Annotated in this window: 16 protein-coding genes and 2 pseudogenes; 8 read left to right on the top strand and 10 right to left on the bottom strand. The window is 60.4% G+C overall.

The window, feature by feature from the left end; all coding sequences use genetic code 11:
• Nucleotides 1-83: 83 nt before the first annotated feature.
• Nucleotides 84-2,801 (top strand): aconitate hydratase AcnA, encoded by a 2,718-nt coding sequence (gene acnA, locus ACSQ20_RS24590; protein WP_436025082.1) that lies wholly within the window; start codon nt 84-86, stop codon nt 2,799-2,801.
• 84 nt (nt 2,802-2,885) lie between these two features.
• On the opposite strand, the gene ACSQ20_RS24585 is transcribed toward acnA, so the two are convergent.
• A complete protein-coding gene (locus tag ACSQ20_RS24585) occupies nt 2,886-4,151 on the bottom strand; it encodes a lytic murein transglycosylase (RefSeq protein WP_436025080.1) in 1,266 nt (421 codons plus the stop codon).
• A gap of 291 nt (nt 4,152-4,442) precedes the next feature.
• On the opposite strand from ACSQ20_RS24585, the gene ACSQ20_RS24580 reads away from it, so the two are divergent.
• Both ACSQ20_RS24580 and ACSQ20_RS24575 read left to right on the top strand, forming a co-directional pair.
• Nucleotides 4,443-5,765 carry a hypothetical protein gene (locus ACSQ20_RS24580; RefSeq protein ID WP_436025887.1) on the top strand — a complete coding sequence of 441 codons (1,323 nt, stop codon included), beginning with the start codon at nt 4,443-4,445 and terminating at the stop codon, nt 5,763-5,765.
• A gap of 42 nt (nt 5,766-5,807) precedes the next feature.
• Nucleotides 5,808-7,502, top strand: coding sequence for a carbamoyltransferase family protein (locus ACSQ20_RS24575; protein WP_436025078.1), 1,695 nt, complete (start codon nt 5,808-5,810; stop codon nt 7,500-7,502).
• A 254-nt stretch (nt 7,503-7,756) separates the two neighbouring features.
• Here ACSQ20_RS24575 and ACSQ20_RS24570 read toward each other — a convergent pair whose 3' ends face one another.
• From ACSQ20_RS24570 to ACSQ20_RS24555, 4 genes are all read right to left on the bottom strand, one after another.
• A complete protein-coding gene (locus tag ACSQ20_RS24570) occupies nt 7,757-8,593 on the bottom strand; it encodes an ABC transporter permease (protein ID WP_436025076.1) in 837 nt (278 codons plus the stop codon).
• Between the two features lie 29 nt (nt 8,594-8,622).
• A complete protein-coding gene (locus ACSQ20_RS24565; protein ID WP_436025074.1) occupies nt 8,623-9,891 on the bottom strand; it encodes an ABC transporter permease in 1,269 nt (422 codons plus the stop codon).
• 91 nt (nt 9,892-9,982) lie between these two features.
• Nucleotides 9,983-11,002 carry an extracellular solute-binding protein gene (locus ACSQ20_RS24560; protein WP_436025885.1) on the bottom strand — a complete coding sequence of 340 codons (1,020 nt, stop codon included), beginning with the start codon at nt 11,000-11,002 and terminating at the stop codon, nt 9,983-9,985.
• Nucleotides 11,003-11,112: 110 nt separating this feature from the next.
• Entirely contained in the window at nt 11,113-12,234 is a 1,122-nt protein-coding gene (locus tag ACSQ20_RS24555; RefSeq protein ID WP_436025072.1) for an ABC transporter ATP-binding protein, read from the bottom strand.
• Nucleotides 12,235-12,367: 133 nt separating this feature from the next.
• Between ACSQ20_RS24555 and ACSQ20_RS24550 the strand changes: the two genes are divergently transcribed.
• The 3 genes from ACSQ20_RS24550 (at nt 12,368) to ACSQ20_RS24540 (ending at nt 16,135) form a co-directional block, all read left to right on the top strand.
• Nucleotides 12,368-13,921 (top strand): PLP-dependent aminotransferase family protein, encoded by a 1,554-nt coding sequence (locus ACSQ20_RS24550; protein ID WP_436025070.1) that lies wholly within the window; start codon nt 12,368-12,370, stop codon nt 13,919-13,921.
• A 7-nt stretch (nt 13,922-13,928) separates the two neighbouring features.
• Entirely contained in the window at nt 13,929-14,288 is a 360-nt protein-coding gene (locus tag ACSQ20_RS24545; protein WP_436025068.1) for a TniB family NTP-binding protein, read from the top strand.
• Nucleotides 14,289-15,142: 854 nt separating this feature from the next.
• Entirely contained in the window at nt 15,143-16,135 is a 993-nt protein-coding gene (locus ACSQ20_RS24540) for a hypothetical protein (RefSeq protein WP_436025066.1), read from the top strand.
• Here the strand turns inward: ACSQ20_RS24540 and ACSQ20_RS24535 are convergent.
• From ACSQ20_RS24535 to ACSQ20_RS24515, 5 genes and pseudogenes are all read right to left on the bottom strand, one after another.
• Nucleotides 16,124-16,669, bottom strand: coding sequence for a transposase (locus ACSQ20_RS24535; RefSeq protein WP_436025064.1), 546 nt, complete (start codon nt 16,667-16,669; stop codon nt 16,124-16,126). The two genes, ACSQ20_RS24540 and ACSQ20_RS24535, sit on opposite strands and share 12 nt — an antisense overlap.
• Before the next feature lie 67 nt (nt 16,670-16,736).
• Nucleotides 16,737-16,832: pseudogene (locus tag ACSQ20_RS24530) on the bottom strand (transposase); the annotation flags it as partial.
• Nucleotides 16,804-16,977, bottom strand: a pseudogene (locus ACSQ20_RS24525) (IS5/IS1182 family transposase); the annotation flags it as partial. The pseudogenes ACSQ20_RS24525 and ACSQ20_RS24530, both read right to left, overlap by 29 nt.
• Nucleotides 16,978-17,110: 133 nt before the next feature.
• Nucleotides 17,111-18,124, bottom strand: coding sequence for a lipase secretion chaperone (locus tag ACSQ20_RS24520; RefSeq protein WP_436025062.1), 1,014 nt, complete (start codon nt 18,122-18,124; stop codon nt 17,111-17,113).
• A gap of 2 nt (nt 18,125-18,126) precedes the next feature.
• Complete coding sequence (locus ACSQ20_RS24515; RefSeq protein ID WP_436025060.1) at nt 18,127-19,197, bottom strand: esterase/lipase family protein; 1,071 nt, start codon at nt 19,195-19,197, stop codon at nt 18,127-18,129.
• Nucleotides 19,198-19,463: 266 nt separating this feature from the next.
• On the opposite strand from ACSQ20_RS24515, the gene ACSQ20_RS24510 reads away from it, so the two are divergent.
• Nucleotides 19,464-19,652, top strand: coding sequence for a hypothetical protein (locus tag ACSQ20_RS24510; protein ID WP_436025058.1), 189 nt, complete (start codon nt 19,464-19,466; stop codon nt 19,650-19,652).
• Nucleotides 19,653-19,754: 102 nt separating this feature from the next.
• Entirely contained in the window at nt 19,755-20,972 is a 1,218-nt protein-coding gene (locus ACSQ20_RS24505; RefSeq protein ID WP_436025056.1) for a radical SAM/SPASM domain-containing protein, read from the top strand.
• The last annotated feature ends 25 nt before the right edge of the window (nt 20,973-20,997 follow it).

Raw genomic sequence — 20,997 nt, 5'->3', positions numbered from 1 at the left:
GCACGGTTTCGGCATCCGCTTCGAATATCAGGTTTCAGAAACGTAACAACGTCATTTCCTCGCTCCAAACCTAGGAAAAAACCATGGCCCACAACCTCCACAACACGCTCAAGGAATTCGACAGCGGTAGCGGCACCGGCAAGCTCTACTCGCTCGCTCAACTCGGCAAAGCGTTGAACGTCAAGATCGACCGCCTTCCGGTGTCGATCCGCATCGTGCTTGAATCGGTGCTGCGCAACTTCGACGGCAAGAAGGTTGCCGAAGAACATGTCGTGCAACTCGCGAACTGGAAGCCGAATGCGGCGCGCGTCGATGAAATTCCGTTCGTCGTCTCGCGCGTCGTGTTGCAGGATTTCACGGGCGTGCCGCTGCTTGCCGATATCGCCGCCATGCGCGGCGTGGCCCAGCGCACCGGCAAAAATCCGAAGGCCATCGAGCCGCTCGTACCCGTCGATCTGGTCGTCGACCACTCGGTCCAGATCGATTACTACCGTCAGAAAGACGCGCTTGATCTGAACATGAAGCTTGAATTTCAGCGCAACAACGAGCGCTATCAGTTCATGAAGTGGGGCATGCAGGCGTTCGACACGTTCAAGGTCGTGCCGCCCGGCGTTGGCATCGTGCACCAGGTGAACCTCGAATATCTCGCGCGCGGCGTGCATAAGAAGGCCGAAGGCAGCGACACCATCTACTATCCCGACACGCTCGTCGGCACCGACAGCCACACGACGATGATCAACGGCATCGGCGTGGTGGGCTGGGGCGTGGGCGGCATCGAGGCCGAAGCCGGCATGCTCGGCCAGCCTGTGTACTTCCTGACGCCCGATGTCGTCGGTGTCGAGCTCAAGGGCAAGCTGCGCGAAGGCGTGACCGCGACCGATCTCGTGCTCACGATCACCGAGTTGCTGCGCAAGGAGAAGGTGGTCGGCAAATTCGTCGAGTTCTTCGGTGACGGCACGGCGTCGCTGACGCTGCCGGACCGCGCGACCATCGGCAACATGGCGCCCGAATACGGCGCGACGATGGGCTTTTTCCCGGTCGACGAAAAGACGATCGATTATTTCAAGGGCACGGGCCGCACCGATGCCGAAATCGCGGCCTTCGAAAACTACTTCAAGGCACAGCAGTTGTTCGGCATTCCGAAAGCGGGCCAAATCGACTACACGAAGGTCGTCACGCTCGACCTCGCCACGGTGGCGCCCTCTCTTGCCGGCCCGAAGCGTCCGCAAGATCGCATCGAGATCGGCCACGTGAAGTCCAACTTCTCCGAGTTGTTCTCGAAGCCGGTTGGTGAAAACGGCTTCGCGAAGAAGCCGGCCGAGCTCGCGGCCGAATACAAGACGTCAAACGACGTTACCGTGAAAAACGGCGATGTCTTGATCGCCGCCATCACCTCGTGCACAAACACGTCCAACCCGAGCGTGCTACTGGCCGCCGGCCTGCTCGCGAAGAAGGCCGTTGAAGCCGGCTTGACGGTGGCCCCGCATATCAAGACTTCGCTCGCCCCGGGCTCGCGCATCGTTACCGAATATCTGACGAAGACGGGCTTGCTGCCCTACCTCTCGACGCTCGGCTTCGAACTGGCCGCTTACGGCTGCACGACGTGTATCGGCAATGCCGGCGATCTCACGCCCGAGCTCAACGAAGCAATCACGAAAAACGATATCGTCGCGGCCGCGGTGCTGTCGGGCAACCGCAACTTCGAAGCGCGGATTCACCCGAACATTCGCGCGAACTTCCTCGCTTCGCCGCCGCTCGTCGTGGCCTATGCGATCGCGGGGACCATGACGCGTGACCTGATGACCGAACCGGTCGGCAAGGGCAGCGGTGGCAAGGACATTTATCTCGGCGACATTTGGCCGTCGAGCGAAGAAGTCAACGCACTGCTCAAATTCGCGCTGAACGCCGACGCGTTCCGCGCGAATTACGCACAACTCACGAAGAAGGGCGACCTCTGGAGCAAGATCGAGGGCGAAACAGGTCAGGTTTACGATTGGCCGAAGTCGACCTATATCGCCGAGCCGCCGTTTTTTGGCGAGCATTTCTCGATGCAGCCGGCCGATTCGATTCCCGCGATCCAAGGCGCGCGTGCGCTGGGCGTATTTGGCGATTCGGTAACGACCGACCACATCAGCCCCGCCGGTTCGATCAAGGAAGATTCACCGGCCGGCAAGTGGCTCAAGGCGAACGGTGTGCAAAAGGCTGACTTCAACAGCTACGGCTCGCGCCGCGGCAACCATGACGTGATGATGCGCGGCACGTTCGCCAATGTGCGGATCAAGAACCTGATGATCCCGCCGAAGGCCGATGGCACGCGCGTCGAAGGCGGCCTGACGATTCACCAGCCGAGCGGCGAGCAGCTTTCGATCTACGACGCGGCGATGAAGTACATTGCCGACGACACACCGACCCTCGTCTTCGCGGGCGAGGAATACGGCACGGGTTCGTCACGCGACTGGGCCGCGAAGGGCACGCAGTTGCTGGGCGTGAAGGCTGTCGTCGCGCGCAGCTTCGAGCGGATTCATCGCTCGAATCTGGTCGGCATGGGCGTGCTGCCGTTGCAGTTCAAGGGCACCGACAGCGTGCAGTCGCTCGATATCACCGGCGAGGAAACGTACGACATCGAAGGGCTCGGCGCCGATTTCAAACCGCAGCAGGAAGTCACGCTCGTGATCCACGGCAAAGATGGCAAGACGCAGCGTGCGCCGGTGCTGTTGCGCATCGATACGCCGATCGAAGTCGACTACTACAAGCATGGCGGCATCTTGCCGTACGTATTGCGCTCGCTGCTCGCGGCGTAAGTATCGGTATCTCATTGCGCTTGCAGGTGTCGCGTTTCGCCAAGGAAACGCGGCTATTCCAGCCCGGCTTAGGCCGGGCTTTTTTTATCGGCGCAGCCGATCGAGCAGCGAGACGCTTGCATAGCCGTCCGCGGGCAGCCCATGACGTGTCTGGTAAGCCCGAATGGCGGCACGGGTCGCGGGCCCTGCGACGCCGTCCGGCTCACCTGCGTCGTAGCCTTGCTGATCGAGCAGCGCCTGCAACGCGAGCAGATCAGAGCGCGAAAGAGGCGGATCATCCTTGGGCCACGACGCGCGGATTTGACCGCGGCCCTCGTAGCGCTCGGCCAGCAACGCCGCCGCGAGCGCGTAAGACGTGGAATTGTTGTAGCCGAGAACGGCGCGAAAGTTGTCGAACACGAGGAATGCCGGCCCGCGATAGCCCGCTGGCAGAATAACCGACGCGTTGTCGTCAGGTTGGGCAGACGCCGGCGCATCGCCCACCGCGCGAACGCCCGAGCGGTACCATTCGCGCACCGCCTTTTTGACGCCAAGGTCGGCGAGGTGGTAGTCGAACCCGTCCGGCAGCGTCACCTCGACGGCAATCGGCGCGCCCGCGTGCCAGCCGAGCGAGTGCAACAAGTTAGCGGCCGAGCCTAGTGCGTCGGCGCTCGACGTCCAGATATTACGCTTTCCGTCGCCGTCGAAGTCGACCGCATACGTGTTGTACGTCGACGGGATAAATTGCGTTTGGCCCATCGCTCCCGCCCACGAGCCCAATAGCTGATCGGCTGTCACATCACCGTGCTGCACGATCTGCAGCGCGGCAATCAACTGCGTTTGTGCGAACGCGCGCCGGCGTCCTTCGTAGCCCAGCGTGGCGAGTGAGCGGACCACTTGAAGCTCGCCTGTGTCTTGCCCGTAATTGCTTTCTATGCCCCAGATCGCCGCCAGCACGGTCGGTGCGACACCGTAGCGTGCCGATACGGCAGCAAAAGTCGCCGCGTTCGCTTGTAGCAACTCGCGCCCACGTTGTATGCGCTGAGCCGATAGCTCGGCATCGAGATATTCCCAGACGGGATTGACGAATTCAGGCTGCGTCTGATCACGTTCGATCACCGAAGGGTCCGGGGCGACGTCGGCGAAAGCGCGGTCAAACGTATCGGCAGAGATGCCGGACTCGAGCGCTTGCGTGCGGAACTGCGCTTTCCAGGCCGTGAAGTCTTGCAGTGGGGCCTGCGCGGAGACCGCCGATGCCGATGACACAGCCGACGCAGCCGACACCGGCTGCGCCACGGCATCGAACGCCGCAACGGGAAAAAGTGTCGCGGCAAGCGCCGCATGCCACAGTAAGCGTTGTTTCGATTTCATTTGATGTCGAGGTTAAGCGACGCGCAAAGCGGCGCGCCGCGAGGTGCTTCAGGCTAATGACACGGCCAGGCGCTAAACGTTGCATTTCTGCTTCGCTTTTTGAGATCGGCAGATTCACCTTCCATTGGTCCGAAAAAGCGATCGCTTAATCACCGTTGAACGAGCCCGATCGCAGTCTATCGAAGCCGGTCATTCGAATCGAACTTTGCTTGCAACGTTACCTGCTTTCGAACAATCGACGCAATCAAGCCCAAGCACCGCCATTTGTCGGGGAGCCGCACCGTGACCACTATGTTGTCCGCGTTGCTGAATCGTTTGCAAGTGCATCAGCGCAATGCATTAGAGGGATTCAATCTGACGCCGAGCGAAAATCGCCTTTCGCCGCTGGCTACCCTGCCCTTCACGCTAGACCCTCACTCACGATATTTTCAGGATGACCTGCGTCTATTTGGTCAATGGTGTTTTCCGGCGGGGCGCCAGTTAGGCGCAATCGAACGCGAGATTCTGCATCCGCTTTTGAAGCAGTTTACGAGAAGCCGATTCATCAATGTAAGGCCCATTTCAGGCATCAATTGCACGACGATCGTGCTCGCGGCACTCGCGAAACCGGGCGACAGGATACTGACCGTTCCTATCGGCGCAGGTGGCCATGCAAACACTCGCCAAGTCGCCACGCGGCTTGGTGCACAACCGCTCGACATACCGTTTTTGAACGCCTTCGATATTGATGAAGCGGCGCTCACGGCGCTGCTTCGCCGCGAGAAAATACGCCTCATTTATCTCGACCAGTCCACGCTGCTTTTTCCGATCGACCCCAAACCCATTCGAGATATCGTCGATGCCGTCTCGCCGGATACGTTGATCCACTATGACAGTAGCCAGGTGAACGGCCTGATTTTCGGGTCCGTCTTGCCCAACCCATTGGAGCGCGGTGCGGACAGCTTTGGCGGCTCCACGCATAAAACGCTACCAGGCCCGCATAAAAGCTTCATTGCCACGCATTCACCGCAATTGGCTCGCGCAATTGAAGCCACGAGCGATCACTTCGTCAGTCAGCACACAATGGCCGGCGTGGTTTCACTGGCGATTACGCTGCTCGAATTTCGCGACTGCGGCGGTGATATCTATGCCCGTCGGACCGTAGAAAATGCACAAGCATTCGCCGACGAATTGGCCGCATCGGGTCTGCATGTTGCCGCGCGGGGTGACGCGTTCACTGCGTGCCATCAAGTGTGGGTCGCAGCGGAACCGAGCACCAGCGCGGCCGCGCAATCGTATCGCCTCGAGCAAGCCGGAATTCTCGCGAACCCGTTCCCGTCGCTTCCCACCGTTCGAACGTCTGCTTTCCGGCTCTCGGCGGCCGCGTTTACGCGTATGGGCGGCACGAGCGCTCACGCGCGTCAGTTGGCTCGGATGTTCGCCCTGGCGCTGCGCGGCGACACACCGATCGCGGATGAGGTAAGAGCGTTACGGCGCGAATTAAACGCGGTCCGTTACTGCTACGACGCGGCGAATGCGCAAGCGTTAGCGGCGCGCATCGACTCGCATGATGTGTCGTACCGCTTCGAACCCTTATCCATAGAACAGCGAGCAGTGGGGTTCGCAGTAGGCTGATAAACACGATCTCAAACAGCAGTCCGCCAACAGGAGGCACGCTTGATCATCCTCGGCGTCAACAGCTTCTTCGCGCATCCGGCCGTAGCAATCGTTCAAGACGGCGAACTCGTTTTCGCGCTCGAACAAGAGCGTGTGACACGCGTCAAGCGCGGCAGGCAATACGCGCCTTATAAAACGCATCTGCCGTATGAATCGATTTGTGCAGCATTGACACATACCGGCCTTCGCTTTGCGGATATCGACGAGATCGCCTATTCGCACAATCCGTGGGCGCATGTCGTCGCGTCATGTGCATGCCTGGCCGGCAAACGTCCCTCCTCGCTTCGAGACGAACTTGCTGCGTTTACCAACGTACTCAATATCAAACGGAAATTACAAAGACCCGATGATATTCCGCCTCGGCATGCCGACATATTGGCTCCGTTCGACTTCGCCACACGCACGCGTTTTCGCAACTGGGATCATCATTTATCGCATGCCGCGTCGGCGTTCTTTTGCTCGGGATTCGACGAATCGCTCGTGATCGTGGCGGACGGCAGTGCCCAGCGGGCCTGCACCTCGATCTACGCAGGCGAAGGCGGAGTTATCAGACGCGTGGCGAGCGTCCCGCTTTCCCGTTCGCCGGGATTCTTTTATTCGCTGATCACCGCCCACCTCGGTTTCGAGCCATCTACCGAGGAATATAAAGTGATGGAATTGGCGGCATATGGAAAGGACCGCTACCTTCATGATCTGAGACACGCGCTCGGTAGCGCATCGACGGGCCGCTATCGCATCGATATGTCGCGCCTGACGCAACTCGAATTCATTCTCGGCGACAAGCGCATGCCGTGTGAAACCATCATGCAGCGGCATATGGACATTGCCTGCTCGGCACAAACTTTACTCGAGCAAACACTGCTCGACGTTCTTTCATCGTATTTGCAGCAAACGGGACTCCGTAAGCTTTGCGCGGCCGGCAGCGTATTTCTCAACTGCGCCGCGAACGGGCGGATTGCGCGGCTGCCGGGCTTGGACGATTACTTCGTGCAACCGGCGGCTCACGATGCCGGAACGGCCATCGGTGCCGCCGCGCTTAGCGCAATTCGGCTAGGTGCGCCGCCTCAATTGCGTTATGCATCGATGTCGCTCGGTACCGAGTACCGTGACGGCGACATTATCCGCGCGCTAGCCGTAGCGCGGCTTTGCTATAGGCAAATCCCGCACAAGGCATTGCCAACCGCATTGGCTCGCCTGCTTGCGAACGGAAAGATTGTTGCGCTGTTTCGAGGGCGCATGGCGTTCGGACCGAGCACGCTTGGACGCCGCGGTTTGCTGGCGTCGCCCAACGCTCGGGATGCATGCAACAAACTTAACGCCATCAACGGCTACGAGCATGCCCGCCCGCTCGCTCCGCTCATTCGTGAAGAAGACTACAACCGATTTTTTGAAGGCCCGGCCAACCGACACATGATGTTTGCGGTCCGCGCCCGGCCGGAAACGTTGCAAGTCGCTCCAGCCGTCGTTCATGCAGATAACACCGCACGCGCTGGAATCGTGCGTCAGGCTGACGAGCCTTTTTTACACGAGACGTTGAGTTGCTTCTATGAAGCGACGGGCGTGCCGATGCTCGTCAATGCGTCGTTGAATGTGTGCGGACAGCCTATCGACGAAAGTCCGTCGGACGCCATTTGTTCGTTCTTGACCTCGAGTGCCGACGCCTTGCTGATCGGGAACTGCCTGGTCGAACGGTAGGCGATTGGCTCATTATCGGCTCAAATCGGCTCATCGTTTGCATATCGGCTCATTATCGGCTCATCCGTGAGCTAATTATGAGCCGATTTTCCATGAGTGCGTCCGATCCCGACTACGAGTTACTACAAGCACTCAATGCAATGGGCGCCCACGGGCAATTGCGTGCGAGTTCGCGCGAACTGGCGGATGGGCCAGACCGAGGCATGGATTGCAGCAGGGCGACCGCGATAACGGCAATGACTCAGGGCAATGGCTCAGGCCACCGCCCGCGCCGCATTCCGGCCGCGCAGCCATTCAAGTGCAAGCAGCAAGCAAGTTGAAAATATGATCAGGATCGTCGCCAACGCGGCGATCGTCGGCGTGATGTTCTCGCGAATGCCGGTGAACATTTGACGGGGCAGCGTCGTTTGATTCGCGCCGGCGAGAAAAAGCGTGACCACGACTTCGTCGAACGATGTGGCAAACGCGAAGAGCGCCCCCGAAATCACGCCCGGCGCAATGACGGGCAACGTAATCCGGAAGAACGTGCGCGTGGGGTTGGCACCGAGCGACAAGCTCGCGCGCACCAGGTTGCCGTCGAAGCCTTGTAGCGTCGCGCCCACCGTCGTGACGACGAACGGCACGCCGAGCGCGGCGTGCGCCAGAATCAGCCCGATATAAGTGTTGGCAAGCCCGAGCGGCGCGAAGAACAAATACATGCCGACGCCAACGACGATCACCGGCACGATCATCGGCGAGATCAGCACGGCCATCAACAATGCCTTGCCGTGGAAATTCGCCTTCGCAAGGCCAAGCGCGGCAAGCGTGCCGAGCACGGTCGCCACGGCCGTTGCAGACGGCGCGACGATGAAGCTGTTCTTCGCGGCCATACGCCATTCGTTCGATGAAATCAGGTTCTCGTACCAACGCAGCGACCAGCCCGGAATGGGATAGACGAGGAACGTGCTCGACGAAAACGACAACGGCACGATGGCCAGCACCGGCAACACGAGATAAAGCAGCGTCAGCACGGCCAGCGCGCGCAGCGCGAAGTACCAAGCACGTTCGACGAGCGATGCGTGCGGGGCGAACAGCGGTTTGGCGAGTTTCATCGTCGGCTCCGATACGGTGATCGTTCGTGTCAAAGGCTCGGTTGTGCGCGCGTGAAGCGGCCGTACACCGCATAGAGCACGAGGGTTGCGGCCAGCAACAGGCCACCGAGCGCGCACGCCATTCCCCAGTTGATCGTCACGTTCGTGAAGTACGCCACGTAGTAGCTGACCATTTGATCGTCCGGGCCACCGAGCAGTGCGGGCGTGATGTAGTAGCCGATCGACAAAATAAAAACGAGTAACGCGCCCGCGCCGATACCCGGATAGGTCTGCGGCACATACACGCGCCAGAACGCGGCGAACGGATGGCTGCCGAGCGATATCGCCGCGCGTTGATAGCTCGCGGGAATCGCCTTCATGACGCTGTAAAGCGGCAGGATCATGAACGGCAGCAGAATGTGCGTCATCGAGATATAGACGCCCACTCGATTGAACAGCAACTCGAGCGGCGCAGGCGTGAGGCCCAGCGCCTGCAGCGCACGATTGACCAATCCCTCGTTTTGCAACAGTACGATCCATGCGGCAACGCGCACGAGAATCGATGTCCAAAACGGAATCAGCACGAGAATCATCGCCAGATTGGCGCGGCGCTCGCCAAGCGTCGAAATCCAATAGGCGAGTGGGTAGCCGAGCAACAGGGCGGCCAGCGTCACGACGGCGCTAATGACGAACGTGCGCCCGAATACCGTCAGATAAATGCGTTGGCCCGGGTCAGTACGCTCGATGTGGCCAAACGCGTCTTGCCGATGATCGAGCGAAGCCAACACGTAAAACGGTGAGTAGTGCGAACTATTTTTTGCAATGGCACGCCAATAACGCGCATCGCTCCAGCGCGCGTCGAGCTCGATCAGCTTCGTACGGATTTGTGCGGGCGCCAGCAGATTGCCGGCATCGTCCTTGAGCGGCATCGCACGGGCCGTCTTGGCGACAAGCGAACGGTAACCGGGGATCTCGACATTGAGCCGGCGCGCCAATCCGCCCAATGATTCGCCATCTTCGAGCGTGGTCAGATCGGCGGCAAGCGCCGCATACGCTGCATCGGATGGGGCACTTTCCCGATCCCATTGGCGCAGTTGCGCGACGGTCTTGGGCAGCGCCGTCGCCACTTCGGGGTTTTCGACGGCGCGCGTCAATAGCGCGCCGATCGGTACGACAAAGATGAGCAGCAGAAAAATGGCAAGCGGCGCAATCATCATGAGCGCTGCCGCCCGTTTGCGCGCGAGCGCTGCCCTGAGCTCGCGCTTGAGCGCGGCCGTCGATGCGGCGCTTGCCTCGCTTTCGATCGTCATCGTATTCACGCTCATCTCCTGCCCGTATCTTCCTGCTTTGCCGCGCGGCGCCCACCTGCTGCGCGCCGCGCGGCCTGCTTCGTTATATTCTCAGCAAGCGTTACTTCGATGCCCACGCCGCAAAGCGCTGCTCGAGTTCATCTCCGTAGTCGGTCCAGAAAGCAGCGTCCTGCAATACCGCGTTCTTGCCGTTCGCCGGCGAATTGGGCAAATTCGCAAGCGTCTTGGCTTCGAGCGATTTGATCGCGTCGCGATTCGCCGGGCCGTAGGCAATGTGCTGCGCATACGCTTGCTGCGGCTTGGACGACACCGTGTATGCAATGAACTTCTCGGCCAATGCCTTATTCGGCGAGCCCTTCGGAATGACCCAGTAATCGAGGTCGTAAATGCTGCCGTTCCAAACGACCTTCAGATTCTTGCCTTCGTGCTGGGCGGCATCGATACGACCATTGAACGCCGACGACATCACGACATCACCCGCCACCAGAAATTGCGGCGGCTGTGCACCGGCTTCCCACCACTGAATGTTCGGCTTGAGTTCGTCGAGCTTCTTGAACGCACGGTCTTGGCCTGCCTTGGTGGCCAGCACTTTATAGACTTCCTTCGGCGCCACGCCATCGGCCATCAGCGCGAATTCGAGGTTGCCGCGCGCGCCCTTGCGCAGCGCGCGCTTGCCAGGAAACTTCTTCACGTCCCAGAAATCGGCCCAGCCGGTCGGTGCCGTCTTGAGCTTGTCGGCGTTGTAGGCAAGCGCCGTCGACCAGACGAAAAAGCCGACACCGCAGGTGCGCGGCGATTCGGGGATCAGCGCCGACTTGTTGATGATCTTCGCCCAGTCCAGCTTTTCATAGAGCCCTTCGTCACAACCGCGCCCGAGGTCGCCCGACTCCACTTCGACCACGTCCCAATTCACGTGCTTCGCTTCGACCATCGCCTTGATTTTGGCCGTCTCGCCGTTGTATTCCACGGCCGTGACTTTGTCGCCCGTTTGCTTTTCGAACGGCTGGTAATACGCGACGTTCTGCGCATTGGCATTAGCCCCGCCGAAATTAACGACGGTCAGCTCGGCCGCATGCGTGCCGGCGGCTGCCAGCAACGTTGCCGCCGCGGCTGCCAGCATCGCGACGGTATGGCGCGTCTGGATCATTTTGGTCTTCATCTGGGTTCTCCTCTTCGTGGATAGGTCCGGCGATACATACGGGCTTGCGCGAAGCCAGCGGTTCGCGCGGATCAAGCAAACACTCGCAGATGCTCGGGTGCGAATTCGAGCGCGACCGGCGCGCCGGGCACGAACGTGTCGAGTGCTTCGTTGCCGAGCGGCACTTTCACGAAACACTCCTCCTGTTGCGGCACTGCACAGCGCATCCGCACGTGGTCGCCAAAATAGATCAGTCCGCGCAACTCGCTCGCCAATGCATTGCCATTCGGTTTCCCGTTGGCGTTCCCATTCGTGCTCGCACCCGCACCGTGCGTCGCGAGCCGTAGCCGTTCCGGGCGAATACAAGCGACAGCCGGCATGCCGGTGCGCGCATTGGCAACGTTGCGGCCGACCACATGCGTGCCGTCGCGCAGTTGCAGCTGGCAAAACTCGCCGTCGACGCCGGCGATGGTGCCGTGCAGCCGGTTGCTGTCGCCGATGAAATTCGCGACGAATTCATTGCAGGGCGTTTCGTAGAGGCGGTCCACGGTATCGAGTTGCTGCACGATGCCCTTGTCGAACACGGCAACGCGGTCCGACATCGTTAGCGCCTCACCTTGGTCGTGCGTTACGTAGACGAATGTGACGCCGAGCTTTTCATGCAGTGCTTTGAGTTCGATTTGCATGTGCTCGCGCAATTGCTTGTCGAGTGCGCCGAGCGGCTCGTCCATCAACACGAGCCGCGGCTCGAACACAAGCGCGCGAGCGAGTGCAATACGCTGCTGCTGTCCACCCGACAACTGGGCCGGATAACGCTTTGCAAAACCTTCCATGCGCACCATCGCCAGCGCGTCGTGTACGCGCGCGGCGCGTTCGGCCCCCTTGAGCTTGCGCACGGTCAGCGGATATTCGACGTTTTGCGCCACAGTCAAATGCGGGAACAGCGCGTAATTCTGGAACACCATGCCGATGTTGCGCTTGTGCGGCGGCACCGCATTGAGCAGTTGGCCGTCCAACCAGATTTCGCCCCCGGTCGGAAATTCGAACCCCGCGAGCATCATCAGACACGTGGTCTTGCCGGAGCCTGAAGGGCCGAGCAGCGTCAGGAATTCGCCTTGATAGACGTCGAGATCGAGCGCTTTGACGACGAGCGTCTCGCCATCGTAGGTCTTGCGCACGCCGCGAAAGCTCACGATCACTTCTTTGGTTTTCATCGCGTTACCTCAACTAACCATCAGTCCTGATTGGCTCCATCGACAAGTGCGCCTCACGCATCCTGTGCGATCCAATATAATCGGTTACGGTTCCCCCCAACGGAACCATTTCATTATTCCGAGAGGAACCACTTTGGACACGATCATCTTGTCCGACTGGCTTGGCGCCCGGCTCGAGCGCGGCACGGCCGAGCCAATGTACCGCCAGGTCCTGGGGCTCGTACAGCAGGCCATTCTCACCGGTCAGCTCGCGCCCGGCACGAAGCTGCCCAGTTCGCGCACCCTCGCCGAGGACCTCGACATCGCGCGCAACACCGTACTGCGCGTCTACGACCAGCTTACCGCCGAGGGCTACGTGCTCTCGAGCACCGGCAGCGGCACCTACGTCGCCGACACGCGCCCGGATACCGCCGCCGTCCGCCCAATCCCTGGCGCCGCCCGGCAGGCCGAGTCCGTCGCGCCAACGGCCGCCGGCAACGCGCCGCGGCAAGAGCCTCAAGCGGCGGAAAGCTTGTCGCGGCGCGGCCGGCAGTTGATCTCCCGCGCCGGCGTCGCCCCCAAACAATGGGGCGCGTTCATGCCGGGCGTGCCCGACGTCACCGAATTCCCCGCGCGCACCTGGAGCCGCCTGCAAGCGCGCCTCTGGAAAGAAGCCAACCCCGAACTGCTCACCTACGCGCCGGGCGGCGGTTACCGGCCGTTGCGGCGCGCACTGTCTGATTATCTGCGCGTTGCGCGATCCGTTAAGTGCTCGCCCGATCAGATCATCATCACTACCGGCATCCATCAATCGATGGATCTGGCCGTGCGGCTGCTCACCGACGTCGGCGATCGCGCCTGGGTCGAGGAGCCATGCTATTGGGGCGCGCGCAGCGTATTTCAGTCCGCAGGGCTCGAATTGATACCGGTTCCAGTCGATGCCGAGGGGCTCGATCCGCGCGAACACCATTCGCCGGACGTTCCGCCGCGGCTAGCGGTGGTCACGCCCTCGCACCAGTACCCGCTCGGGATGGTGATGAGCCTCGCGCGCCGCCGCACACTGCTCGAGTATGCGCGGCAGCATCGAATGTGGATCATCGAGGACGACTACGACAGCGAATTCCGCTACGGCAGCCGGCCAATTGCCTCACTGCAGGGGCTCGACGAGGCTGGCCGCGTCATCTACGTCGGCAGCCTCGGCAAAATCCTTTATCCGGGGCTCAGGATCGGGTATATGGTGGCGCCGGAAGCACTCGTGGACACGTTCCGTACCGGTGTTGCCGAACTCTATCGAGAGGGGCAGCTCATGCACCAGGCGGTGCTTACGGAATTCATCATGGACGGCTATCTGACCTCGCACGTGCGGCGCATGCGCGCGTTGTATGGCGAGCGTCGACAAATGTTGATCGATGCAATCGATTCGCGCTTCGGTGATGCGTTGCCAGTCATGGGCGACGAGGCGGGCCTGCATCTGGTGCTCGGCCTGCCCGATTCCGCGGACGATCGGGCCATCACGGGCGCCGCGTTCGAAGCGGGCGTGATCGTAAGGCCACTGTCGACCTACTACAGCAGCGAAAGCGCAGCGCGGCGCGGGTTGCTGCTCGGCTATGCTTGCGTACCGAACGACCGAATCGCGCCGGTTTTCGATTCGCTTGCGCGCGTGATCGAGCGGCATCTGGCCGCATCGCAAGCGGCGCGTGTCGCATAGGAACCTGTTGAAATACCTCGCCAACGACTTGCGCTTCTGCATCGTGGCGGTGGGCACCGACGATGCACCGGTGGCACTACAAACGGATCCGCAGATGAGCAGTCGCTTCACACCGTTGGAGCTGCCGCGCTGGAGCGAATGTGACGCGTTTCGAGCGCTGCTTGGCGCTTTTGAGCAAGTGTTGCCACTATGGCACAGCTCTGACTTGCCGCCGCGCCCCTTCGTACGATTGCTGGTGGCTGCCAGCGACGGCTTGCCGGGTGACGTCTCGCGCATTCTCAACGCAGCGGCCGAGCGGGCGATCCTGGACAATAGCGAGCGGATCACACTGCGCCACCTGCGGCAGACTTGCGATGCGCGGACCTGAGCGAGCGTGGCCGTGCTGCCCTCGTCCATTTGACGATGAAACCTTCGGTAGCTGGTTCGGCCGCGTGGCCGCACCCTATCGCCTTGATGTCGATCACATGGTCGTGGCGGCTGACGTTGAACTCGACCTGGGCCTGAACTACCAGAGGTGGCTGACAATAGCGCCCACCCAAAACGATGCGCTGTCACGCATAAGGCATAAGGCCGCCGCCGGCCGTTCGCGCGACAGCATCGATGCCATAGCGGACGCTAACGCATTTCGCGCATACCGCTAGCGGGTTTCGTGACCATGCCTAGCAGAATTTGCGAGCCGCGACATCATCCACCCCGAAGGCACCGCGGTACTCACCACACTGGCAGACACCGCGAATTGAGCGACACACGCCGCGATCAGCGGAAGGCGGAAGGCGGAAGGCGGAAAGCGGAAAGCGGAAAGCGACGGCCATCTTTCCGTGAACGGAGCGCGCGCAAACTGCGCTTGAGTGCGAAATTCGTTTACCTCGCCAACCCTTCGCAAAAACGCATATGCGCTAGGCCGATCGCTCTAATGTGAGAGGTCATCAAAAAAATGAGAATGAAATGAGCAGTGTAATAGGTCCTGGACGCGGAGATGGGATTTCCAGAGATCCCATTCGATCGATGACGAATTCGTCGCCAGCGCGCCCTCCCGACGCAACGGCGAAGCCTCAGTCGACCAACCCGGACCTCGCCGACGCTCCCATCAAAGGAGCCGGAGGCACCAGCGGTAGTCAACAAGCCAAGTTCTCCGCAACGGGCGGGACGAACGCCGCAGCCTCCAGCGCCGATCTGGCGAACAGAGCGTGGATGGTTAGTACGCTCGATGGCCTCCAAGCATTGCTCGACCTGATCAACAGGCTGCCCCCCGAGCAGCGAGCCGAGCCGATCGAACCGCTGTTTTACCGCATCAACCACATCGAGCCAAAGCACGATCGTTTAGAGGCGCTAAACCAGGTCTGCGATGCTCTGGCGAACAGAGTGGCGAACGTTAGGACGCTCGATGGCCTCCGAAGGTTTCTCGGCATAATGCATATGCCCCCCCTCAAACAGCAAGCCCGGCTAATCGAACTGCTGAGCCAACGCGTCGACCACATCGAGCCAAAGCGCGATCGCATCGAGGCGATGGACCAGGTCTGCCGTGCCCTGCTCCGGATTCAAAAGGACGTGGATTGCAGCGCGATAGTCAAACACCTGCCGCGTGTCGTTGAATCGCTTATCCGCGAGCACAAAGAGCCGGGCTATTCGCTCGTATGGGCCGTCTTTTTTACCGGGCGGCGTTTCGGTATGGACGATGAGAACCAAAGCGCGACTTTGTTGGGCCTCGCCCGCATCCTCCCCCAGGTACCGGAGTTAAACGGCCGCACGCGTCATGCCCAGGAGGTCGTCGGCATATTCGAAGTGCTCGAAGAACTGCCCATGCAGCTCCGCATGGACACGATCAAGTCTCTCTGCGAGGAACGGTTTCACCTGTTGCGGGATGACAGACCCGGGGTGCCGGATGCCGCCGACGTCGTTACCGATCGCGCGCTAGCCGCTGCTAGAGGCGAGTGCACACCCGATCAGCGCATCGCGATCACGAATGCATTGATCGACGGTCTGCACAGGTTACCTCACCCCAATCAACGTTTCGATGGGGAATTCGACAAGCTTTATCAAGCGTCTCGGAATCAGGAATCGCGAACTCGGACGAACATGCTCACGGTATTGTCCGGATTTCTCGATCACCTCTCGCCAGACGCCGCGGAAAAGATGCGAGGCACCATTCACAGCGAACTCGTCGAGCTCGAAAAGACCAACCCATCCGACATGGATAGGAGCTCAAACGGGTGATGGAACAGATTTTCGAGTTGGCCCCTCACGATCTGACTGCCTTGTACCAACCGGCAGCCGCGATGAGCGGCGACCGGTAAAGTGGACGCCTGTGTCAAGACAGCAATGATCGCAATTTGATTCCACGATGTTCCGAGTCCGATACAGCACGCGGCTATAGCGACGCTTGGTCTTTCGGTTCGAACGCGGCGGGATTAAGGCTTTCCCACGCGTTGCGCGGATGCTCTCCACAAGGGCTTTCGAATCATAGCCCTTGTCAGCGATGACCGCCCCCGTGCGCAAAAAATGCTCAACCAGTTCATTCGCGAACGAAATATCGGAGACTTGCCCCTCGGTGGCAATCAACCGCAGGGAGCGTTCGGCGTCATCGGCGGCCAGGTGCAACGTGGTCGTCAGCCCACTTCGCGAGCGACCGAGCGCTTGCGGACCGTTTTTTTCGGGCTCCAGACAAATACTGGTGCGCGCGCACGAGGGCCGGGTCGAATCGATCAACACATGCTTGGTCTCGGTTTCGTCGGCCACGGAGTGGATCACGCGTTCCCCCCTTGCGATGCCACGTGGAGAAACGCATGTACACCGTATGCCATCGTCCGAACGCCTTCGGCAGATTGCGCCACGGGCAGCCGGTCCGGCCAATCCAGAGAGCCGCTTCGACAAACCAGCGATTGTTTCTCCAGCGCGATCGACGCTCGGCCACTATCCGCGTAGATCACACCAAACAGCCCGTTGAGTCTCTTCAGCGCTTCGTTGACCAGCGGCCGCATCGGCCGCCGCGGATGATCGGCCGGCACAAAGTCTTTCTGCTCCACCGTCGTGAACAAGCGTTCTTGCATCTCATCCATTTCACGCATCGCACTCATCGCTCGATCTCATGAACACGATATCTATAACGCGCGGCCCGCAAAGCCCGTTTACACCGTGCCAAATTTCAACAGCCTGCTAGGCGCCGCTATCGCACGAGCAGCATGAATCTGATCAATCGGCCGGGCCGGCATCGAGCGTCGCGGCTCGCAGCCTTTCGCTCGGATCTTCAAACGTCTGTTTGCGTAGTTGCGCGAGCCGCGCTTCGCGTTCGGCGGGCGCCAGACCCTGCGCGTCGACGCTCGCGCGTTGCGCCGCGTAGGCTGCATAGCGCGCACGCCACGCGTCATCCTCGCCGCGCATCTGCACGACACGCTCTGCCACATCCGCTCCGAGCGCTGCGCTCGCGCGCGAGCGCAGTTGGTCCGAGGGAACATCTTGTTGCTGTAGCGCGGCGATCGTCGTCAAGGTCGACTGGGTCTTGGCTTGCCGATCGAGCGTCGCCCGCTCGTCGGGTGGAAGGGTTTCGATCAATGCCCGCAAGCGTGCGACCTTTTGCGCATCGTCCAGCGCGTTGTCACCCATGATGCGCAGCCGCGCGAGCGCATAGCCGGTCTGCCGCCACTCGTTGCCGAAGAACGCTTCGCTCCAGGGCGCGCCCAGCGTGCGACTTGCAATCGATGCACGCACATCGAACGCCGAGCGCACGGCATCGAGGTTCGAGCTGTTAGCGTTCGCGCTGTCGTCGTGCCCGCCCTGCAGCACGGTCGCGTGCGCAAGCGCGTCGCGATAAGCACGATATCGCTGCCAAACCTCCAGTGCCTCCGCTTGCGCAGCGCTCCCTTCCAGTTGAGCGGCCACGCCGGCGCGCACCATCGCGTCGAGTGCTTCATTCGGCACTTCGTGCTGCGTCGTCAGGAAATAGTCGAAGAAATCCCGCACGGCATGCGTCTTCGCAAGGCGCCCGTGTGCATCGAGCGGCAATCGCGGTGCGGTCGTGCCGGCCAACGAAGGCGGCGCTGGCACGGCGGCGTGCAGCGCGCCGGCATCGACCATAAGCTTCGTAGGCGCTTCGGGACGCTTGGCGACATTCGTGCCGTGCTGAGCCGCTGCATCGAAGCGCCAGCCGATGCCCGCCGTCACCGCAAGGCTGGCAACAACCACCGCAAGGGTCGCATTACGCCGCATCGTCAAAGACCTTGCAGCATCAGACGGTTTGCATGAGTGCGGATCACAGCGCGCGGGTCTTCCGCATAGAACCCCATCCATCCGAACATCTGATTGATTTCGTCGAGATGATTCCATCGATAACGTGTACTCAGCACGTTGCCGTACAGCGCGCTGCACACCGACACCAGGCCATCGTTTTGGCCCGCATTGCGGTTGATCATCACCGCACCCGTGCCGAACAGCGTCAGTGTGGTGGGATCTGCGTAGGTGGCTGGGTCCAGTACGCCCGATATGCTCGTGTCGCTCGCGCCGCGCACGCGGAGCACCGACCATGTCGGCTGAATCGCGTCGCCGGTCCACGAGTAGAGGTAGTGCATGTTGCCGCCGAGCGTTTCCGTTGCCGTACCGCTGCGACATGTGCCGGGTACGCCTAGACCGGCACTCGGCACTGCGGCGTTGAACGAGGCCGCACCCGATGTGGTCAGCGCCTGCAATGCCGCAACCGCATCCTGGTTGGTGTTGTGGCTGCTGCTCAATAAGGTGCCAAGCAAATTGGCAAAGCGCGCGATGATCGGCTCCGACAACCCTGTCGGATCGTTTTGCATTGCGCGCACGACGAAGTCAGCGAATTCGGAGCCATGATGCGGCGTGCCGATGGTCGCCACCGATGCCACCCATTGTGGTGCAACCGCGGCGACATAACGCGCGCTCAGCCCACCCTGACTATGGCCGATCAGATTGACCTTTTGAGCACCCGTCGCCGCCATCACCTGTTTCACGAATGCGAGCAATTGCTCGCCTCTGCCGTTTGGCCCGAGTTCGCCTTGAAAGCCCGACAGATTGGCCACGTAGACCTGAGCGCCGTGCGATTGTAAATCGCTCGGAATGCCATACCAGTAATCGAGCAGATTCGCGTACCGGTCGGTGCCGGTCAGTCCATGAACGAGAATGATCGGATAACGGGTGGCCGCGTAAGTATCCGTTATTGGCGCCGCGCCAGCCTGCGCGTAATGGGCAATCGGTAACGATGCCAATACCGCGACGATTGCCATCGCACCCGACAGAAATCCTCTTTTTATCAATTCGACCATCGAGCGTCTCCCATGTGATTTGCTTTATGCCATCGCTGACACGCCGTTGTGACGATCAGTGAACCAATAAACGGCTTGCGATGTAAGAGGAAATCTCGTATTTAGACAAGGCTCACTAGTCGATGAAAACGGTTAAAAAAGAACGGTTTTTCGGGGGCTCGACCAAAGCCGATTCACTGAAAAAATATCAGTTGAATTCCACCATCGGTGAACTACAGTAGCTCTGGGGTTGGCAAGAGCAAGTAACCATTGGAGGGAGGATCACAATGTCGACAACGCACAAAGGCACGGACCGCACGCTTAAATTGGCACTCACTGAAGAGCAAAAGGAAGAGTTGGTTCGGTTCGTCGCCGAAACCGGACAGACCGGCTTGAACATCGATATTGCGTTTGAAGCAAACGTTCCATCGAGAACGCTCGCCCCGGTTACGCTACTCGTAGGTAACGCAATCTAGCGCTGCCCCCTTTTCGTCGCCCGTAGTAGGTTCATCGCGAGAAAGCCATTTCGTTGAAAACCGCTTGCTGAGCAACCAGCACGTTCGCGCGCGCCCGGGGGAATGATGAGCGTTCCAGATATTCGTATCCGGAAGGAGACGTTCGGCTTTGCGCTGGCATTCGGAACAGGCGAGATCGGTTTTTATCGCCATGACGTTGCCGAACGGCTATTGCAGGGAGCAACGCGGCTCGAACTCGATGCCTATCGGCTCGAATCCGTGCCGGTTCAGCCCGGCTTTCATCTGAGCGCGCCGCTGATTGTCTGGTTCGAGATCACGCGCGCTTGCAATCTCTCGTGCCGGCACTGCTACATCGAAGCCGGCAAGCCACGAGAGAACGAGCTATCCACCGATGAAATTTTTGACGCGCTCGATCAGCTGAAAGCAGCCGGTGTATTTGCGCTCGTTCTCGTAGGCGGTGAACCGATGAGCCATCCGGATTTCTTCCGGATTCTCGACTACGCTCACGCGTTAGGGTTTGTCATTTCGATAGCGACCAACGGCATGTATGTCACGCAGGACGCGATCGATCGCCTCCCGCGCGAAGAATGCATCGTCAGCGTCAGCCTGGACGGCACTGCATTTCATAAAGAACTTCGCGTCAAGTCGTCATGGGAAGACATCAGAGAGCGGCTCCGGCTACTGCGAAGAAACGGCATTCCGACGGCAATCATGTCGACCCAGACCGATCGCAACGTCAAAGAACTACAGGAAATCATCGAATTCGCGCGTGAAACCGAATGTTTCTTTGGATCGACTCCGTTTAGCCCAATAGGACGAGGCCGATTTTTTCCGCAATACCAGCCGCGGCCTGACATCGTCGAGGACGCGGCGCGCCTTTTCCTCGCGGACAAGCAGCACGATCAGCATATGAACGATACCGTCGGGCTATGCGTTGCCAAATTCCTCGACGAATGCCACAACATTGCCCGCGCCACGCGCCGCGAATTCTGCGGCGTTGCGATGGCTTATCTGCTTAGCGACGGCACGTTGTATCCGTGCTCCATCTGCGCCTCGAACAGCAAGTTCGCCGCGGGCAATCTCCGCACTCGCCCGTTCAAGGATATATGGGAGCATGCGTTCGGCGAGATTCGCGCATTCACTTACGATCAGTTCAAGGAGTGCCCGAGTTGCGAGCTTTCCCGCGAGCCCTACTATTGCACCTCGCGCTGCCCCGTGATGGCCGAAGTCCACAGCGGCGACCCGCTGGGCTGTGGCGCTACGCCGTTCGTCAAGGCAAGCCTGAAACGACGTACGCAACTCATCGCAATCGACAAATAAACCTGTTGCTGCCTGTCCGCCCTAT

Origin of the sequence: Trinickia sp. LjRoot230 (assembly GCF_964253315.1) — a bacterium.
Taxonomy (GTDB): Bacteria; Pseudomonadota; Gammaproteobacteria; order Burkholderiales; family Burkholderiaceae; genus Trinickia.
This window is presented reverse-complemented; position numbering and strand designations above follow the sequence as displayed.

Excerpts from the sequence above, each read along its gene's own strand:
- ACSQ20_RS24580 (WP_436025887.1), top strand. The coding sequence starts at position 4,443 with ATGTTGTCCGCGTTGCTGAATCGTTTGCAAGTGCATCAGCGCAATGCA.
- ACSQ20_RS24560 (WP_436025885.1), bottom strand. The coding sequence starts at position 11,002 with ATGCTGGCAGCCGCGGCGGCAACGTTGCTGGCAGCCGCCGGCACGCAT.
- ACSQ20_RS24515 (WP_436025060.1), bottom strand. The coding sequence starts at position 19,197 with ATGGTCGAATTGATAAAAAGAGGATTTCTGTCGGGTGCGATGGCAATC.
- ACSQ20_RS24555 (WP_436025072.1), bottom strand. The coding sequence starts at position 12,234 with ATGAAAACCAAAGAAGTGATCGTGAGCTTTCGCGGCGTGCGCAAGACC.
- acnA (WP_436025082.1), top strand. The coding sequence starts at position 84 with ATGGCCCACAACCTCCACAACACGCTCAAGGAATTCGACAGCGGTAGC.
- ACSQ20_RS24510 (WP_436025058.1), top strand. The coding sequence starts at position 19,464 with ATGTCGACAACGCACAAAGGCACGGACCGCACGCTTAAATTGGCACTC.
- ACSQ20_RS24520 (WP_436025062.1), bottom strand. The coding sequence starts at position 18,124 with ATGCGGCGTAATGCGACCCTTGCGGTGGTTGTTGCCAGCCTTGCGGTG.
- ACSQ20_RS24505 (WP_436025056.1), top strand. The coding sequence starts at position 19,755 with ATGATGAGCGTTCCAGATATTCGTATCCGGAAGGAGACGTTCGGCTTT.
- ACSQ20_RS24585 (WP_436025080.1), bottom strand. The coding sequence starts at position 4,151 with ATGAAATCGAAACAACGCTTACTGTGGCATGCGGCGCTTGCCGCGACA.
- ACSQ20_RS24570 (WP_436025076.1), bottom strand. The coding sequence starts at position 8,593 with ATGAAACTCGCCAAACCGCTGTTCGCCCCGCACGCATCGCTCGTCGAA.